Source organism: Burkholderia sp. AU44665 (assembly GCF_030504405.1).
Classification (GTDB): domain Bacteria; phylum Pseudomonadota; class Gammaproteobacteria; order Burkholderiales; family Burkholderiaceae; genus Burkholderia; species Burkholderia semiarida.
This window is the reverse complement of sequence record NZ_JAUJRI010000012.1, coordinates 110,802-126,423: the sequence shown is the minus strand read 5'-3', so window position 1 is coordinate 126,423 and position 15,622 is coordinate 110,802. Positions and strand designations below refer to the sequence as shown.

Annotated in this window: 14 protein-coding genes and 1 riboswitch; of the genes, 4 read left to right on the top strand and 10 right to left on the bottom strand. The window is 69.7% G+C overall.

Going from position 1 to position 15,622, the window contains the following annotated elements:
• The first annotated feature begins 224 nt into the window (after positions 1 to 224).
• The gene (locus QZM15_RS23220; RefSeq protein ID WP_089465290.1) at positions 225 to 1,880 is read left to right on the top strand and encodes a hypothetical protein; all 1,656 of its coding nucleotides are present in this window, start codon (positions 225 to 227) and stop codon (positions 1,878 to 1,880) included.
• Between the two features lie 57 nt (positions 1,881 to 1,937).
• Here the strand turns inward: QZM15_RS23220 and lnt are convergent, their stop codons facing one another.
• The 8 genes from lnt to QZM15_RS23180 all read right to left on the bottom strand — a co-directional run bounded on the left by lnt (position 1,938) and on the right by QZM15_RS23180 (position 10,231).
• Positions 1,938 to 3,641: an apolipoprotein N-acyltransferase gene (gene lnt, locus QZM15_RS23215; protein WP_302107329.1), complete on the bottom strand. Its 1,704-nt coding sequence runs from the start codon at positions 3,639 to 3,641 to the stop codon at positions 1,938 to 1,940.
• Between the two features lie 52 nt (positions 3,642 to 3,693).
• Entirely contained in the window at positions 3,694 to 4,581 is an 888-nt protein-coding gene (locus tag QZM15_RS23210; protein ID WP_059578694.1) for an HlyC/CorC family transporter, read from the bottom strand.
• A gap of 276 nt (positions 4,582 to 4,857) precedes the next feature.
• A complete protein-coding gene (locus QZM15_RS23205; protein ID WP_302107328.1) occupies positions 4,858 to 5,007 on the bottom strand; it encodes a hypothetical protein in 150 nt (49 codons plus the stop codon).
• 43 nt (positions 5,008 to 5,050) lie between these two features.
• The gene (locus tag QZM15_RS23200; protein WP_059578691.1) at positions 5,051 to 5,683 is read right to left on the bottom strand and encodes a gamma-glutamylcyclotransferase; all 633 of its coding nucleotides are present in this window, start codon (positions 5,681 to 5,683) and stop codon (positions 5,051 to 5,053) included.
• A 12-nt stretch (positions 5,684 to 5,695) separates the two neighbouring features.
• Positions 5,696 to 6,472 carry an rRNA maturation RNase YbeY gene (ybeY, locus tag QZM15_RS23195; RefSeq protein WP_104011916.1) on the bottom strand — a complete coding sequence of 259 codons (777 nt, stop codon included), beginning with the start codon at positions 6,470 to 6,472 and terminating at the stop codon, positions 5,696 to 5,698.
• A 149-nt stretch (positions 6,473 to 6,621) separates the two neighbouring features.
• Entirely contained in the window at positions 6,622 to 7,668 is a 1,047-nt protein-coding gene (locus QZM15_RS23190) for a PhoH family protein (RefSeq protein ID WP_059578685.1), read from the bottom strand.
• 33 nt (positions 7,669 to 7,701) lie between these two features.
• Positions 7,702 to 9,075, bottom strand: coding sequence for a tRNA (N6-isopentenyl adenosine(37)-C2)-methylthiotransferase MiaB (gene miaB / locus QZM15_RS23185; protein ID WP_302107327.1), 1,374 nt, complete (start codon positions 9,073 to 9,075; stop codon positions 7,702 to 7,704).
• Positions 9,076 to 9,298: 223 nt separating this feature from the next.
• Positions 9,299 to 10,231 (bottom strand): LysR family transcriptional regulator, encoded by a 933-nt coding sequence (locus QZM15_RS23180; protein ID WP_302107326.1) that lies wholly within the window; start codon positions 10,229 to 10,231, stop codon positions 9,299 to 9,301.
• Between the two features lie 147 nt (positions 10,232 to 10,378).
• On the opposite strand from QZM15_RS23180, the gene QZM15_RS23175 reads away from it, so the two are divergent.
• The 3 genes from QZM15_RS23175 to ribB all read left to right on the top strand — a co-directional run bounded on the left by QZM15_RS23175 (position 10,379) and on the right by ribB (position 13,629).
• Positions 10,379 to 11,554, top strand: a complete 1,176-nt coding sequence (locus QZM15_RS23175; protein WP_059578810.1) for an MFS transporter — start codon at positions 10,379 to 10,381, stop codon at positions 11,552 to 11,554.
• A gap of 217 nt (positions 11,555 to 11,771) precedes the next feature.
• Entirely contained in the window at positions 11,772 to 12,458 is a 687-nt protein-coding gene (locus QZM15_RS23170; protein WP_302107325.1) for a helix-turn-helix domain-containing protein, read from the top strand.
• 192 nt (positions 12,459 to 12,650) lie between these two features.
• Positions 12,651 to 12,800: riboswitch (FMN riboswitch) on the top strand.
• Between the two features lie 118 nt (positions 12,801 to 12,918).
• Positions 12,919 to 13,629 carry a 3,4-dihydroxy-2-butanone-4-phosphate synthase gene (ribB, locus tag QZM15_RS23165; protein ID WP_012329192.1) on the top strand — a complete coding sequence of 237 codons (711 nt, stop codon included), beginning with the start codon at positions 12,919 to 12,921 and terminating at the stop codon, positions 13,627 to 13,629.
• A gap of 72 nt (positions 13,630 to 13,701) precedes the next feature.
• Here the strand turns inward: ribB and QZM15_RS23160 are convergent, their stop codons facing one another.
• Together QZM15_RS23160 and iolG are read right to left on the bottom strand one after the other, a co-directional pair.
• The gene (locus QZM15_RS23160) at positions 13,702 to 14,388 is read right to left on the bottom strand and encodes an HAD family phosphatase (protein WP_060315005.1); all 687 of its coding nucleotides are present in this window, start codon (positions 14,386 to 14,388) and stop codon (positions 13,702 to 13,704) included.
• Between the two features lie 190 nt (positions 14,389 to 14,578).
• Positions 14,579 to 15,565, bottom strand: coding sequence for an inositol 2-dehydrogenase (iolG, locus tag QZM15_RS23155; protein WP_302107324.1), 987 nt, complete (start codon positions 15,563 to 15,565; stop codon positions 14,579 to 14,581).
• Positions 15,566 to 15,622 lie beyond the last annotated feature (57 nt).

The window sequence follows — 15,622 nt, the reverse complement described above, 5'->3', positions numbered from 1 at the left end:
GCTCGCGCGGCGGCGCGGCTTGTTAGTGTGCAGAAACGCGTAATTTTACCGGATCGGCGAGCGGATGCGGCCGGAAGCCGGATGCGGGCATCGCCGCACCGTTCCGGCGGCCCGCGCACCGGTGCGCACGCGCGCGGGCCGCGGCGCCTCGCGCGAGCGTTAAGATGCGCGTATTGCGGCGCGTGCGATGCGCGCCGCGTCACCCGCTCGCCGATGCCGATTGCATGAACGAACCGACCGACATTCTGATTCCGCTGCTTCCGCCGTTCCTCGCGCTGCTCGGGCAGGCCGCCGACGCGCAGGCGCGCGGCGAGCGCCCCGCGCACGATCTTTGGCTGGCCGCCGCCGCCCATCTGCATGCGGTCGATGCCGACTCGCTGGTGCGGCTCACGACCGCGCTCGTTGCCCGGCAGCGCCCGGCCGACGCGCTCGCGCTCGCCGAATGCGCGGCGCGCGTGCAGCCGGGCGCGGCCACGCACTTCAACCACGGCTACGTGCTGCAGATGGCCGGCCATCACGCGCAGGCGGTCGCGCCGTACCGCGCGGCGCTCGCCATCGACGCCGGCTGGCCGTCGCTGCGCAACAACCTCGCGATCGCGCTGCGGCTGTCGGGCGGCGACCGCGCGGAAGAGATCGCGCTGCTCGACGCGGCCGTGAAGCACGATCCGCAGGACGTGCAGGCATGGATCAACCTCGTCGTCGCGCGGATCGCGATGCACGACTTGGATGGTGCGCTCGCGAGCGCCGCGCGGCTCGCCGATCTCGCACCCGACAACGCGCTCGCGATGAACAACGTCGCGATGGCGATGAAGGAGGCGCAGCGCTGGGACGACGCCGAGCGCTACGCGGCGCGCGCGTGCGAGCTCGCGCCCGACGACGCGTCGTTCCGCTTCAATCTCGCGATCATCCAGCTCGTGCGCGGCAACTACGCGGCCGGCTGGCGCGGCCACGAGGCGCGCTGGGACGGCGCGGGCGAGTTGCGCGGCCGCCGGCCGGCGCTGCCGGGCCCGCGCTGGCAGGGCGAGCCGCTTGCCGGCAAGACGCTGCTGGTGTGGGGCGAGCAGGGGCTCGGCGACGTGCTGCAGTTCTGCCGCTTCGTCGTGCCGCTCGCCGAACGCGTGCATCGCGAGGGCGGCCGGCTCGCGTGGAATACGTTTCCGGCGCTCGGCGCGCTGATGCAGCGCAGCCTCGGCGCGCATGCGGACGTGTTCGGCGCGGGCGGCGGCGTCGACGCGCTGCCGGCGTTCGATTACGAAGTGCCGCTGATCGGCGTGCCGCTGATGCTCGGCATGGAAGCGTCGACGCTCGCGGCGTCGGTGCCGTACCTGCGGGCGGAGCCGGGCGCCCGCGACGCATGGCGCGCGCGGCTCGCCGGCGACGGCCGGCTGAAGGTCGGGCTCGTGTGGACGGGCAGCGCGGGCCACCAGCGCAATCCGTTCCGGCGCGTCGGGCTCGAACGCTACGCCGACGCGTTCCGCGGCATCGACGGCGTCACGTTTTATTCGCTGCAGCCGGGGGCGGACGCGGACGTCGCCGCCGCGCGCGCGGCCGGTTTCGCGATCGAAGACTACACCGACGAATTGAAGAGCTTCGACGATACGGCCGCATTCATCGGCGCGCTGGATCTCGTGATCACCGTGTGCACGTCGGTCGCGCACCTGGCCGGCGCACTCGGCGCGCGCACCTGGGTGCTGCTCGACGTGAATCCGCACTGGCCGTGGCTGCTCGATCGTCGGGACAGCCCGTGGTATCCGACCGCGACGTTGTACCGGCAGCCGACGTTCGGCGCGTGGGCGCCGGTGATGGAGGACGTGAGCCGCGACCTGCGGGGCCTCGCCGCGCAGCCGGCGCAATCGGATCGATCGTCCCGGCAGGCCTGAACGGCCGGCCGGTTCGCGGTCACGGGCCGCCGCCGTGCGCGGCGGCGGCCCGTTGCGTCATGCCGCTTCGTCGCCGCCGTGCTGCTGCCGGCCGTTGCGGCGGCGCAGCCCGGGCCCGAACGTGAAGCCGAACGCGAGCAGCACTAACGACACCGCGAGCACGATGTTGTTGCCGCTCGTCACGTACGGCGTGAAGCCGCTCGTGCCTTCGATCCGCACGTCGAGCGAGCCGATCGTGAACGGCTTCAACTGGCCGAGCACGCGGCCGTGCGCGTCGATCGCGGCCGTCATCCCGGTGTTGGTCGAGCGCAGCATCGGCCGGCCCGTTTCGAGCGAGCGCATCCGCGCGATCTGCAGATGCTGGTCGAGCGCGATCGTGTCGCCGAACCACGCGAGGTTCGTCACGTTGACGAGCACGCCGGGCGGCTGCGGATTGTCGCGGATCGTCGCGGCGATTTCCTCGCCGAACAAGTCCTCGTAGCAGATGTCGGCCATTACCGGCTGGTTGTGCACGAGGAACGGCTTCTGCACCGGCGCGCCGCGCGCGAAGTCGCCGAGCGGCATCTTCATCAGGTTGACGAACCACCGGAAGCCCCACGGAATGAACTCGCCGAAGGGCACGAGGTGATGCTTGTCGTAGTGATAGATGTCGCGCGAATTCGGCGTCACGCCGTACAGGCTGTTCGTGTAGTCGACGTAGTGACCGTCCTCGGTCACCGACGCGCCGACCGCGCCGAACAGCACGGCCGAACCTGTCGTGTCGCTGAACTTGCGGATCGCGGCGGCGAACGGCTCGGGCAGTTCCTGGATCATCACCGCGATCGCGGTCTCGGGCGTGACGATCAGGTCGGCCGGCTTCTCGACGATCATCTGCTGGTACATCTTGATCGCCGCGTCGATGCCTTCCTGCTCGAACTTGATGTCCTGCTTCACGTTGCCCTGCAGCAGCCGCACGGTGAGCGGCGCGTTCGCGGGCACGGTCCACGTGACCTGCGACAGCCCGAGGCCGGCCGCGACGAGCGCGAGCGCGATGCCGGCCGGCGCGGCGATGCGCACGCGGGCGTTGCCGCCCGATGCGCTGGCTGCGCCGTCACGCACCGGCGACGGGCGCGCGGCGGCGAGCGCCTGCACGACCAGCGCGGCGAACAGCGCGAGCACCCACGCGATCCCGTACACGCCGACCACCGGCGCGAAGCCCGCGAACGGGCCGTCGACCTGCGGATAGCCGCTGCCGAGCCACGGAAAGCCGGTGAACACGGTGCCGCGCAGCCATTCGCCGAGCGCCCACGCGCTGGCGAACGCAAACGCGCCGTGCCAGGTCGGCGAGAACGGCCGCGGGTCGGGCTCGCGGCGGTGCCACGCATGGCCCGCGCAGAACGACCACAGCCCGGCCGAGAACGCCGGATACAGCGCCAGGTACAGCGAGAACAGCACGAGCGCGCCGCCGGCGAGCGGCGCGGCCATCTCGCCGTACACGTGCATGCTGATGTAGAGCCACCAGACGCCGGTGATGAAGTTGCCGAAGCCGAACGCGCCGCCGGTGAGCGCGGCGCCGCGCCAGCTCGACGTGCGCGTCAGTTGCGCGAAAAACCAGACGAATACGACGAGCTGCAGCCAGCCGCCATGCGGCGTGGGCGCGAAGGTGAGCGTATTGGCCGCGCCGGCGAGCAGCGCGGCCGGATAGTGCCAGCGCGGCAGCGCGCGGCCGGGGGCCGGCGCGAGAAGGCCGCCAGCCGGGCGGGACGGGATCGGATCGTCCATGTGAAGCGGAAGTGGGCGAGCGGTTGAAGGAAGCGCGGCTGGCGCGGAGCGGTCAGTCTTCGTGCGAGGTTTCGGCGCGACGGCTGGCGAGCGGGTTGCGGCGCACCAGCAGCACATGAACCTGGCGCGCATCGCCGCGCTGGATTTCGAACACGAGGTTGCCGAGCTGCAGCTTCTCGCCGCGGTGCGGCACGCGTCCGAAATGATGGGTGATCAGCCCGCCGATCGTGTCGACCTCGTCGTCGGGAAAATCGGTGCCGAACGTCTCGTTGAACTGTTCGATCTCGGTCAGCGCGCGCACGCGGTAGCGGCCGTCCGGCCCCGCGATGATGTTGCCGGCTTCCTCGTCGAAGTCGTATTCGTCCTCGATGTCGCCGACGATCTGTTCGAGCACGTCCTCGATCGTGATCAGGCCCGCGACGCCGCCGTATTCGTCGACGACGATCGCCAGGTGGTTGCGGTTCACGCGGAAGTCGTGCAGCAGCACGTTCAGGCGCTTCGATTCCGGAATGAACACGGCCGGGCGCAGCATCCCGCGCACGTCGAACTCCTCCTCGGCGTAGAAGCGCAGCAGATCCTTCGCGAGCAGCACGCCGATCACGTTGTCGCGGTTCTCCTCGTACACGGGGTAGCGCGAGTGCGCCTTTTCCAGGACGAACGGGATGAAATCCTCGGGCTTGTCGGCGATGTTGATCGCGTCCATCTGCGCGCGCGGCACCATGATGTCGCGCGCGCACAGATCGGACACTTGGAACACGCCTTCGATCATCGACAGCGAATCGGCGTCGATCAGGTTGCGTTCGTGGGCGTCCTGGAGGATTTCCAGCAGCTCGCCGCGGGATTCGGGCTCGGGCGAGATGAAGTCGGTCAGGCGCTCGAGCAGCGAGCGCTTTTCTTGCGGTTTGTCGGTTGGCTTACGACTGGGATACGAATCGTTCATGGTGGTGCGCCCGGGTCATGCCGGGGCGCGCGGTCACGGAGTAGGCAAGGATACACCAAGGGCACGACGCGACCGTGTCACCCCGGCCGCACGGCCAGGGCGGGCGGCTCGCGCGGGCCCCGCTCGCGGACGGCCGCGCCGGGCGCGACGTCGTCGTCGGGTCCATCCTATCGCAGAAAGGAGCGGCGGGGCGCGGCGGCCAAAAAACGGTGGCGGGACGGGCGGCGCGGCCGGACGGCGGCATTCTGCCGCAGGCGGGCGCCGCCGGCGCGCCGCTCAGAACCGCATGCCGGCCGAGCAGCCGCCGGCGGCCGCGCCGTTGGTCGCGGCGCCGCCGCAGCCGAGTATCCCGCAGCCGGACAGCGCGACGCTCGCGGCGACGAGCAGCACGGCGATCCTGCAACGCGACCGGTGTGACGGTTTCATTGGCGGTGTCCTCGTGCGGGTGCGCGGGCGGCGCGGTGTCGGATCACCGGCATCGCGCCAGCAACCCTTCCAGCGCGCGGTCGGGGATGCCGCTCGCGCGCAGCGCGTCGACCGTGCGGCTCACGTAGTCGAGCGTCGTGCCGTAGCGGCCGGCCGCGCAGCCGAACACTTCCTTCACGACGGCGTCGGTCAGCTTGCCCGTATAGGTCGGTGCGTCGCGGCGCATCACGAACGCGAGCGCGTTCACGCGTTCGCCGGTCTCGAGCGAGCACGGCAGCCACGCGGGCCGGTACGAGCCCATCGGCATCTCGCGTTTCCACAATGTCTCGAGATGCGGCTGCGCGGTCGGGCCGGAAAGCCGGAACGCGATGCCCGAGCACGAGCCGCCGCGATCGAGCGCGAGCACGAGGCCCGGCCGTTCGGGCGTGCCGCGGTTCACGCGCGACCACAGGTAGAGCCCGCGATGGTAGCCGTGCACCTTGCCGCGCACGGCGGCGACGGTCGGCAGCCCGGGGTTCCAGATCAGCGAGCCATAGCCGAACAGCCAGAGATCCTGCCGGCCGTCCCAGTCGCGCATCGTGTGCGCGAGCGATGCCGCAAGCTCGTCTTCGGTCAGCAGACGGCCTTCGCCGATCGACGGCGGGTAGGCGGGCGGCAGCATCGCGGCGTGACGCATCGTGCGGACGGCTTACCGGTACGGGTTCGGGAAACCCAGTTTCGCGAGGATGTCGACTTCGAGCGCTTCCATTTCGGCCGCGTCCTCGTCGCTCGTCTCGTGGTCGTAGCCCTGCGCGTGCAGCGCGCCGTGCACCAGCAGGTGCGCGTAATGGGCGATGAGCGGCTTGCCTTGCTCGTGCGCTTCCTTCTCGACGACCGGGCAGCACAGCACGAGGTCGCCGATCACGGTGCCGTCGGGCGCCGGGTCGTACGCGAAGGTCAGCACGTTGGTCGGATAGTCCTTGTGGCGGTAGCCGGCGTTCAGCGTACGGCCTTCGTTTTCGCCGACGAAGCGCACGGTGAGCTGCGCGCTCGCGAACAGCGCCGGCTCGAGCCATTCGGCGATCAGCTTGCGCTTGGGCAGCGTCTTGCGCACGTCGCTCGTGATCTCGTCGCCGTACTGGACGGACAGGTCGAGTTCCAGCGCGCGCGGCTCGTCTTCGGGGTCGTCCTCGCGCGGCGCGAATTCGGCGCCGACGTGCAGCGTCACGCTGTCGTAGTGCTCGGGCTGCAGCGCGAGCTTCGCGCGCATCGCCGGGTCGTTGTGCTGCGCGACGATCGCGACAGCCGCGTCGCCCGAGCTGCCCGACAGGTCGAACATCAGGCTGCGGCCGTCCGGGAAATCGATCCGCAGCCCTTGCGCGTTGACGGTCCGGGCCTTGCCCTTCGCGTCGAACAGCGAAAGGCGGGGGGATTCGGACGCGACGGACTGAGCGCGGCCGGACTTGCGGGAACGGGAGGATTTCATGACGCGTGAGGCGATTGGGACGCGTCGAGGATACACCAAATGGCCGATCGCGCCCGAATTCGGCCGGGCCGCGCACGGGCAAAAAAAGCCCGGCGCGCCGTCGGGCGGGCCGGGCCGGGAGGCCGGGGGCGGCACGCGGCCGCCGCCGCTCAGCCGTCCTGATGCTGCGCGTGGAATTCGTCGTACGCCTCGACGATGCGCGCGACGAGCGGGTGGCGCACCACGTCGGCGCTCGTGAAGCGCGTGAGCGCGATGCCGCGCACGCCGCCGAGCACCTGCTGCGCCTCGACGAGGCCGCTCTTGTGGCCGCGCGGCAGGTCGACCTGGCTCGTGTCGCCGGTCACGACCGCCTTCGAGCCGAAGCCGATCCGCGTGAGGAACATCTTCATCTGCTCGGGCGTCGTGTTCTGCGCCTCGTCGAGGATGATGAACGCGTGGTTCAGCGTGCGGCCGCGCATGTACGCGAGCGGCGCGATCTCGATCATCTGGCGCTCGAACATCTTGGCCGTCTTGTCGAAGCCGAGCAGGTCGTACAGCGCGTCGTACAGCGGCCGCAGGTACGGGTCGACCTTCTGCGCGAGATCGCCGGGCAGGAAGCCGAGCCGCTCGCCGGCCTCGACGGCCGGGCGCGTCAGCACGATCCGCTTGACCTGGTCGCGCTCGAGTGCGTCGACCGCGCATGCGACCGCGAGGTAGGTCTTGCCGGTGCCGGCCGGCCCGATGCCGAACGTCACGTCGTGCTGCAGGATCTGCTTCAGGTATTCGCGCTGGGCCGGCGTGCGGCCGCGCAGGTCGGCGCGCCGCGTGTAGAGCTTCGGCCCCGGCTCTTCGTCCGGCTCGCTGGCGTCGAGCTGCACGACCGGTTCGTCGAACGGATGGTCGGGATCGCCGCGAAAGCGCACGTCGAGCGTGTCCTGGCGGCCGTTGCCGGCCGTGTGGCGCACTTCGACCAGCGCGAGCTGGATGTCGTCGACCGACAGCGGATCGCGCGCGCGGTTGTAGAAGTTTTCGAGCGCGGCGAGCGCGAGCTTGGCGCCGCGCCCGCGAATCGTGATCCGGTGGCCGCGCCGCGCGAGCGTCACGTCGAGCGCCTGTTCGATCTGCCGCAGGTTTTCGTCGAGCGGGCCGCAGAGGTTGGCGAGGCGCGCGTTGTCGTCGCGCGGGGCGGTGAATTCCAGTGCTTGGACGGTCTTCAAAGTAGCGTCGGGCTCCTGTCGGGCGTCGGTCGGTCAGTGGGTGGCCGTGCTCGCGTCGTCGCTGACGAGCACGAGCTCGCCGCGCAGCGAGTGCGGGTACGCATGGTTGATCTTCACGTCGATCATCTGGCCGATCAGGCGCGGGTGCGACGCGAGCGGCGCCGGGAAATTCACGACCCGGTTGTTCTCGGTGCGGCCCGCGAGCTCGTTCGGGTCCTTGCGCGACGGGCCCTCGACGAGGATCCGCTCGACCTTCCCGACCATCGACTGGCTGATGCGCGCGACGTTTTCCTCGATCGTCGCCTGCAGATGTTGCAGGCGTTTGAGCTTGACCTCGCGCGGCGTGTCGTCGGCGAGGTTCGCGGCCGGCGTGCCGGGGCGCGGGCTGTAGATGAACGAGAAGCTCGTGTCGTAGCGCATGTCGTGCACGAGCGCCATCATCTTGTCGAAATCCTCCTCGGTCTCGCCGGGGAAGCCGACGATCATGTCGGTCGACAGCGACAGGTCGGGGCGGATCGCGCGCAGCTTGCGGATCACCGACTTGTATTCGAGCACCGTGTAGCCGCGCTTCATCGCCATCAGGATGCGGTCGGAACCGTGCTGGACCGGCAGGTGCAGGTGGCTCACGAGCTTCGGCACCTTCGCGTACGTGTCGATCAGGCGCTGCGTGAATTCCTTCGGATGCGACGTCGTGTAGCGGATCCGCTCGATGCCGGGGATGTCGGCGACGTATTCGATCAGCGTCGCGAAATCGGCGATGTCCGACGAGCCGGCCGTCAGTGCGCCGCGATAGGCGTTCACGTTCTGACCGAGCAGCGTGACTTCGCGCACGCCCTGGTCGGCGAGGCCGGCCACTTCGGTCAGCACGTCGTCGAGCGGGCGCGACACTTCATCGCCGCGCGTGTACGGCACCACGCAGTAGCTGCAGTACTTCGAGCAGCCTTCCATGATCGACACGAACGCGCTCGGCCCCTCGACGCGCGCGGGCGGCAGGTGGTCGAACTTCTCGATTTCGGGGAACGTGATGTCGACCTGCGCGCGACCGCTCTCGCGGCGCGCGTCGATCATCTGCGGCAGGCGGTGCAGGGTCTGCGGGCCGAACACGAGGTCGACGTACGGCGCGCGCGACACGATCGACGCGCCTTCCTGGCTGGCGACGCAGCCGCCGACGCCGATCAGCAGGCCCGGCTTCGCTTCCTTCAGCTCGCGCACGCGGCCGAGATCGGAGAACACTTTTTCCTGCGCCTTCTCGCGCACCGAGCACGTGTTGAACAGGATGATGTCCGCGTCTTCCGGCGTGTCGGTCTTTTCGAGGCCTTCGGCCGCGTTGAGCACGTCCACCATCTTGTCCGAGTCGTACTCGTTCATCTGGCAGCCGAAGGTCTTTACGTAAACTTTCTTGGTCATGGGGATTCGCCGTTCGCAGTGGTTGACCTGGGGGCGTCGTCAAGGGTGAGTCGGGACGGCGGTGCGCGGCACGCGAATCGCGCGTAGCCGGGAGGAAAGGCCGTCGGGAAAGCCTTCCATTATAGCTTTTCATGCCGCGGCGGACGGGCCGCCGGTTGCGGGCACGCGACGCCGGCCTCCGGGTTCCGACCCCTCGATAGCGGCGACGACGGCGGGCCGACCGTCAGCGGCACGCGTTCAGCAGGTCGTCGAGCGCGGCTTCCTCGCGCGCGAAGCGTTCGGCGAGAAAGTCGAGCAGCACGCGCACGCGCGGCGCCATGTAGCGCTTGCTGTGGTAGATCGCGTGCAGCGGCGCGTCCTGGTGCCGCCAGTCGGGCAGCAGCACGCGCAGCCGGCCCGCGCGGACGTCGTCGGCGATGTCCCACAGCGATTTCAGCGCGATGCCATGGCCGCGCAGCGTCCATTCGCGCGTGAGCCCGCCGTCGTTGGTCTCGAACGCGGTCGACACGGGCACCGTGTGAACCTGCACTTCGTCGCCGCGCGTGAAGTGCCAGGTGTTCATCGGGCCGGACGCGATCGTGATCACGTTGCACGGAAAGCGGGCCAGATCGTGCGGATCGGCCGGGATGCCGTGGCGTTCGATGAACGACGGCGCCGCGCACAGCACCCGCCGGTTGGTCGCGAGCCGGCGGGCGATCAGCGCGCCGTCGGGCGGCGCGGCGAAGCGGATCGCGAGATCGATCTCGTCCTGCCACAGGTTCGACGACGAATCGGACGCCGTCAGCGAGAACGTGACGTCGGGATGTTGCGTCGTGAATTCGTCGAGCCAGTCGAGCAACTGATTGCGGCCGAAATCGGACGTCGACGACAGCCGCACCTTGCCCCTCACGACGTTGCGGCCTTCCTGCAACATCGCGTCCGCATCGTCGAGCGCCTGCAGCGCCTGACGGCAGCAGTTCAGGTACAGCTTGCCTTCGTCGGTGAGCCGCAATTGCCGCGTCGAGCGTTCGAACAGCCGCGTCGCGATCTTCGCCTCGAGCTTCGCGAGCCGCGCGCTCGCGGCGGCCGGCGTGAGGTTCAGCTTGCGCCCGGCGGCGGACAGGCTGCCCAGCTCCGCCGCCTCGACGAACAGCCGGATGTCGCCCAGTCGGTCCATGCGATTTTCCAGAAATATTTGAAAATGGTTCAAATGCCACGCCAATTATCAAATATAGGCGTCTTCGGGACAATGCGCGCACATCCCGCTTTCTTGTGCGGTGCGGCACCGAACCGGCGCCGCGGCCGCCGCCTACCGGAGAACGTCATGCCCATTCCGCTCCTGGCGCTCGCGATCAGCGCCTTCGCCATCGGCACCACCGAATTCATCATCATGGGCCTGCTACCCGAAGTCGCGCACGACCTCGCCGTGTCGCTGCCGTCGGCCGGCCTGCTCGTCACCGGCTACGCGCTCGGCGTCGCGGTCGGCGCGCCGCTGCTCGCGGTGCTGACGAGCCGCATGCCGCGCAAGGCCGCGCTGCAGTTGCTGATGGCGATCTTCATCGTCGGCAACGTGCTGTGCGCGACGGCGTCCGGCTACGCGATGCTGATGGTCGCGCGCGTCGTCACGTCGTTCGCGCACGGGTCGTTCTTCGGGATCGGCGCGGTGGTCGCCGCGTCGCTCGTGCCGGCCGACAAGCGCGCGAGCGCGATCGCGCTGATGTTCACCGGGCTCACGCTGTCGAACGTGCTCGGCGTGCCGTTCGGCACGTTCGTCGGCCAGGTGCTCGGCTGGCGCGCGTCGTTCTGGATCGTCGCCGCGCTCGGCGTGCTCGCGCTCGGCGGCGTGGCCGCGCTGGTGCCGAACCGTCACGACAGCGGGCCGGTCGGCCTCGGCCATGAAGTGCGCGTGCTGAAGGAGCCGCAGGTGTGGCTCGCGCTGCTGATGACCGTGCTCGGCTTCGGCGGCGTGTTCGTCGTGTTCACGTACATCGCGCCGATCCTCGAGGCCGTGTCGGGCTACTCGCCGCGCGCGGTCGCGCTGATCCTCGTGCTGTTCGGCGCGGGGCTGACGATCGGCAATACGATCGGCGGCAAGCTGGCCGATCGCGCGCTGATGCCGTCGCTGATCGCGATCCTCGTCGCGCTGATGGCCGTGATGGCCGTATTCGCGAAGACGAGCCACCTGCCGGTCGCGGCCGCCGTCACCGTGTTCGTCTGGGGGATCGCCGCGTTCGCGACGGTGCCGCCGCTGCAGGCGCGCGTGGTCGAAAAGGCCGCGAGCGCGCCGCATCTCGCGTCGACGCTGAACATCGGCGCGTTCAACGTCGGCAATGCGGGCGGCGCGTGGCTCGGCGGCCTCGCGCTGGAGCACGGCTTCGCGCTCGATGCGCTGCCGTGGGTCGCGGTCGCGGTGACGTTCGCGGCGCTGGTCGTCACGTGGCTCGCGATGCGGCTCGACGCGCGCGGCCCGGCGCGCGGCGCGGCGCCGGCGGCGCAGTGAACGCCGCCACGGCGCGCCGAGCGCGACGCCATAGCGGCAGGAAAAGGTTCGCGAGAAACGCATTCCTCCGCGATGCTGATAACGGTGTGAAGATAACTTCGTTTGCCCGTGCAAGGCCGGGTGATAGCGTTTCGATACGCGCCACGACCGGCGCAACCCGATTCCGATTCCGGCTTACCCCCTACGCAGGGCCGCGCGGCGGCCCGGAGGCAATGCTATGTCTTCATCCCTGGCGCTCGTGCGCGACGTGTCTTCCTTCGAGTCCGGCAATGGCGCCGACCTGCGCGCGTCCGCATCGCTCGACGCGCTCGAGCAGGTCGTCGGCGTGAACCTCGCGCGCTTGCGCGCCGAGCGGCAACTGTCGCTCGATGCGCTCGCGCGGCTGTCCGGCGTGTCGCGGGCGATGCTCGCGCAGATCGAATCGGCGCGCAGCGTGCCGTCGATCAAGGTGCTCTGCAAGATCGCCGCGGCGCTGAAGGTGTCGGTCGCCGCGTTCCTGCGGCGCCATGCGGTGAACGGTTTCGAGCACCTGGCGGCCGAGCGCGCGTCGCGCGTCGTCAGCTCGAACGGCCGCTTCTCGGCACGTGCGCTGTATCCGGAAGGCGAGCCGGTCGCGGCCGAATTCCACGAGCTGCGGATCGCGCCGCTGCATACGGAACCCGGCGCACGCCGCGCACCGGGCACGACGGTCAATCTCGTCGTCAGCGAGGGCACGCTCGAAGTCAGCGTGCATGATCGCCGCCAGTTGCTGGCGACCGGCGACGCGATCGTGTTCGACGCCGATCAGCCGTACAGCCTACGCAACCCGGGCGACAGCGAAGCGCGTGCGTTCCGCGTGACGGTGAGCCCCGAGGTGCCGCCGCGCTGGCTCGTGCCCGACGCGGCGCACGCGGCCGCCAACTGATCGCGCGGGCCGCGCGGCGCGAGCGTTGCGGTTCCCGGTTTTCGCGGGAGGCGTTGCGTGCGCGCGTCGGCCGTTCGGACGATGCCGTTAGACGGGGTCGTCAGTAAGGTTTTACCGGTCATTCGCTGCGCGTCGTGTGCGGCTGTTGTATGCTTGGCCCGCCGGTCACGGGGCGTTCCCGTCCGGCAATCAGTGCGTCTTCAGGGCGGGGCGAAATTCCCCACCGGCGGTAGGCTGGCGTAAGCCGGCGAGCCCGCGAGCGCCCGCGCATTTCGCGCGGGGTCAGCAGATCTGGTCGAATGCCAGAGCCGACGGTCACAGTCCGGATGAGAGAAGATGTGCAGATAGTCATGTCCGTCAGGGCCGCTTCGCCGTGCGTGCGAAGCGGGTTGTCGTTCTGTCTGTTTGCAATGCCCTGAAACGTTTTTCGCCCAAATCGTCTTTGCGAGGAGCGTTTCACATGTCCTTGATGTCCGTTTCGTCGGCGCCTGCCGACGCCTTTGCCGATCTCCCGTTGCTGGATTCCGAACCGGTGCCGCCGCGCATCGCCGCCGCGCTCGACGCGATGCGCGCGGGCCGCGCGGTCGTGCTGCAGGACGACCACGACCGCGAGAACGAGGCTGACCTGATCGTCGCCGCCGAGCGCATCACGCCCGAGACGATGGCGCTGCTGATTCGCGAGTGCAGCGGCATCGTGTGCCTGTGCCTGACCGACGACACGGTGCGCGCGCTGGAGCTGCCGCCGATGGTGCAGACCAACGAAAGCCGCAACGGCACCGCGTTCACCGTGTCGATCGAGGCGCGCGAAGGCGTGCATACCGGCGTGTCGGCGGCCGACCGCGTGACGACGATCCGCGCGGCGATCGCCGACGGCGCGAAGCCGCACGACATCGTGCGCCCCGGCCACGTGTTCCCGTTGCGTGCGCAACCGGGCGGCGTGCTTGCGCGCCGCGGTCACACCGAAGGTACGGTCGATCTGTCGATCCTCGCGGGCCTGAAGCCGGCCGGCGTGCTGTGCGAGCTGATGAATCCGGACGGCACGATGACGCGCGGCGACGATGTCGAGCGCTTCGCGCAACGGCACGGGCTGCCGATGCTGACGATCGCGGAACTCGTCGCGTTCCGCGAGGCGCTGGCCGCCGCGCGCGAACGCTGCTGCGAGCCGGCCTGAGCGGAAGGAAACGCGGGCGCGTTCGCGCGCCCGTGGCGCGGCCGGATCGACCCGAACCGGCCCGAATGACGATCAGGACTGCACGTCGCCGAATTCGCCGCGCATGCCGGCTTCGACGAGCGCCGGCAGTTCGTCCATCCTGCGCATGATCCGCGTGATGCCCATCGCGCGCAGCGCGTCCGCGTAGTTGTCGGGGATGTGGCTCGCGCCGACGAACGCGATCGTCTTCATCCCGGCCGCCCGCGCGGCATTCAGCCCCGAGATGCTGTCCTCGACGACGACGCAGCGCGCCGGCGCGACGCCGAGCGTGTGCGCTGCGTGCAGGTACACGTCGGGGTAGGGCTTCGGCCGCGCGACCTGTTCGGCGCTGAACACGCGTTCGCCGAAGATTTCGGTGAGCGCGGCGCGCTTGAGCGAGCTGCGCACGCGCACGAGCCGGCTGTTCGACACGACGGCGGCCGGCAGCGTGATCTTCAGCAGCGCGTCGCGCACGCCGCTGATCGGCGCGAGCGATTGCGCGAGCGCGACTTCGATGTTGTGCTCGACGGTCTCGATGAAGTTGGCGGGCATCTCGACCCCGAAGCGGGCTTCGATGCCGGTGAGGAAGCGGGACGTCTGCTGGCCGAATGCCGACTTCGCGGCGGCTTCGAAATCGAGGTTCGGGAACGTGGCGGACAGCGTGTCGAGCAGCACGCGGTCGGCGATGACTTCGCTGTCGACGAGCACGCCGTCGCAGTCGCAGATGAGGTGATCGAGCATGGTGATGAAAACGCGGGATATCGGCGACGCCGATCGATTCGCCATCATACGTGCTTTCACGCGCATGCCGCGCGACGTGGCGGCAAATTTGCCCGATGCGGCCGTGCCGTGCGGCAGGTTGTGCCGGACGGCCGCCGTTCGCGCGGCGGCCGCGGTCCGCTTGCCCGGATCGCTGCCGCCGTTTGCGGCGTCACAGCTCGATCACCCGCCCCGTTTTCCACGACGTCATCGCGGCTTCGGCCAGCTCGAGCGCGGCGAGTCCGTCGTCGATCGTCGTCCTGACCGGCGTGCCGTCGCGCAACGCGTCGACGAAGTGCGCGATCTCGGCCGCGTACGCATGCCGGTAGCGTTCCAGGAAGAACGGCTCAGGCGCGTCCGTCGCGATGCCGCCGGCAAGCCACGCGCTCACCTCGGTCGGCCGCACGTTGCCGGCCTGCAGCATCCCGCGGCTGCCGAGCAGTTCGAAGCGCTGGTCGTAGCCGTACGCCGCGCGGCGCGACGTGTTGATCTGGCACAGCAATCCGCGCCGCGTGCGGATCGTCACGGCGGTCGAATCGATGTCGCCGGCGTCGTGCACGGCCGGATCGGTCAGGCAGCTTCCCGTCGCATGCAGCGTGTGCGCTTCGTCGCCGAGGATCCAGCGGAACACGTCGAAGTCGTGGATCAGCATGTCCTTGAAAATGCCGCCCGAGCTGCGGAGGTAGTCGGCCGGCGGCGCGCCCGGGTCGCGGCTCGTGACGACCAGCATTTCAGGCGCGCCGATCTCGCCGCGCTCGACGCGCGCCTTCAGCGCCGCGAAGGTCGGGTCGAAGCGGCGCTGGAAGCCGATCATGCAGGTCACGCCGGTGCGCCGCACGACGTCCGCGCATGCACGCGAGCGTTCGACGGCGAGGTCGACCGGCTTTTCGCAAAACACGGCCTTGCCCGCGTTCGCGGCCGCGACGATCAGGTCCGCGTGCGTATCGGTGCTCGATGCGATCACGACGGCCCGCACCGACGCGTCGCCCAGCGCGCGTTCGACGTCGGTTGCCTGCGCGCCGTGCGCGCGGGCGAGTGCGTCCGCCGACGGTGCGTGCCGGTCGATCACGTACTTCAGTGTCGCGCCCGGATGGCGCGCGAGATTCGCCGCGTGGATCTTGCCGATCCTGCCCGCGCCGAACAAGGCGAATTCGATCATTTCGTTCTCCCGTGGATTCACTTATCTTGCCGATGCGCGGTCGGCGTGGGCCGCACG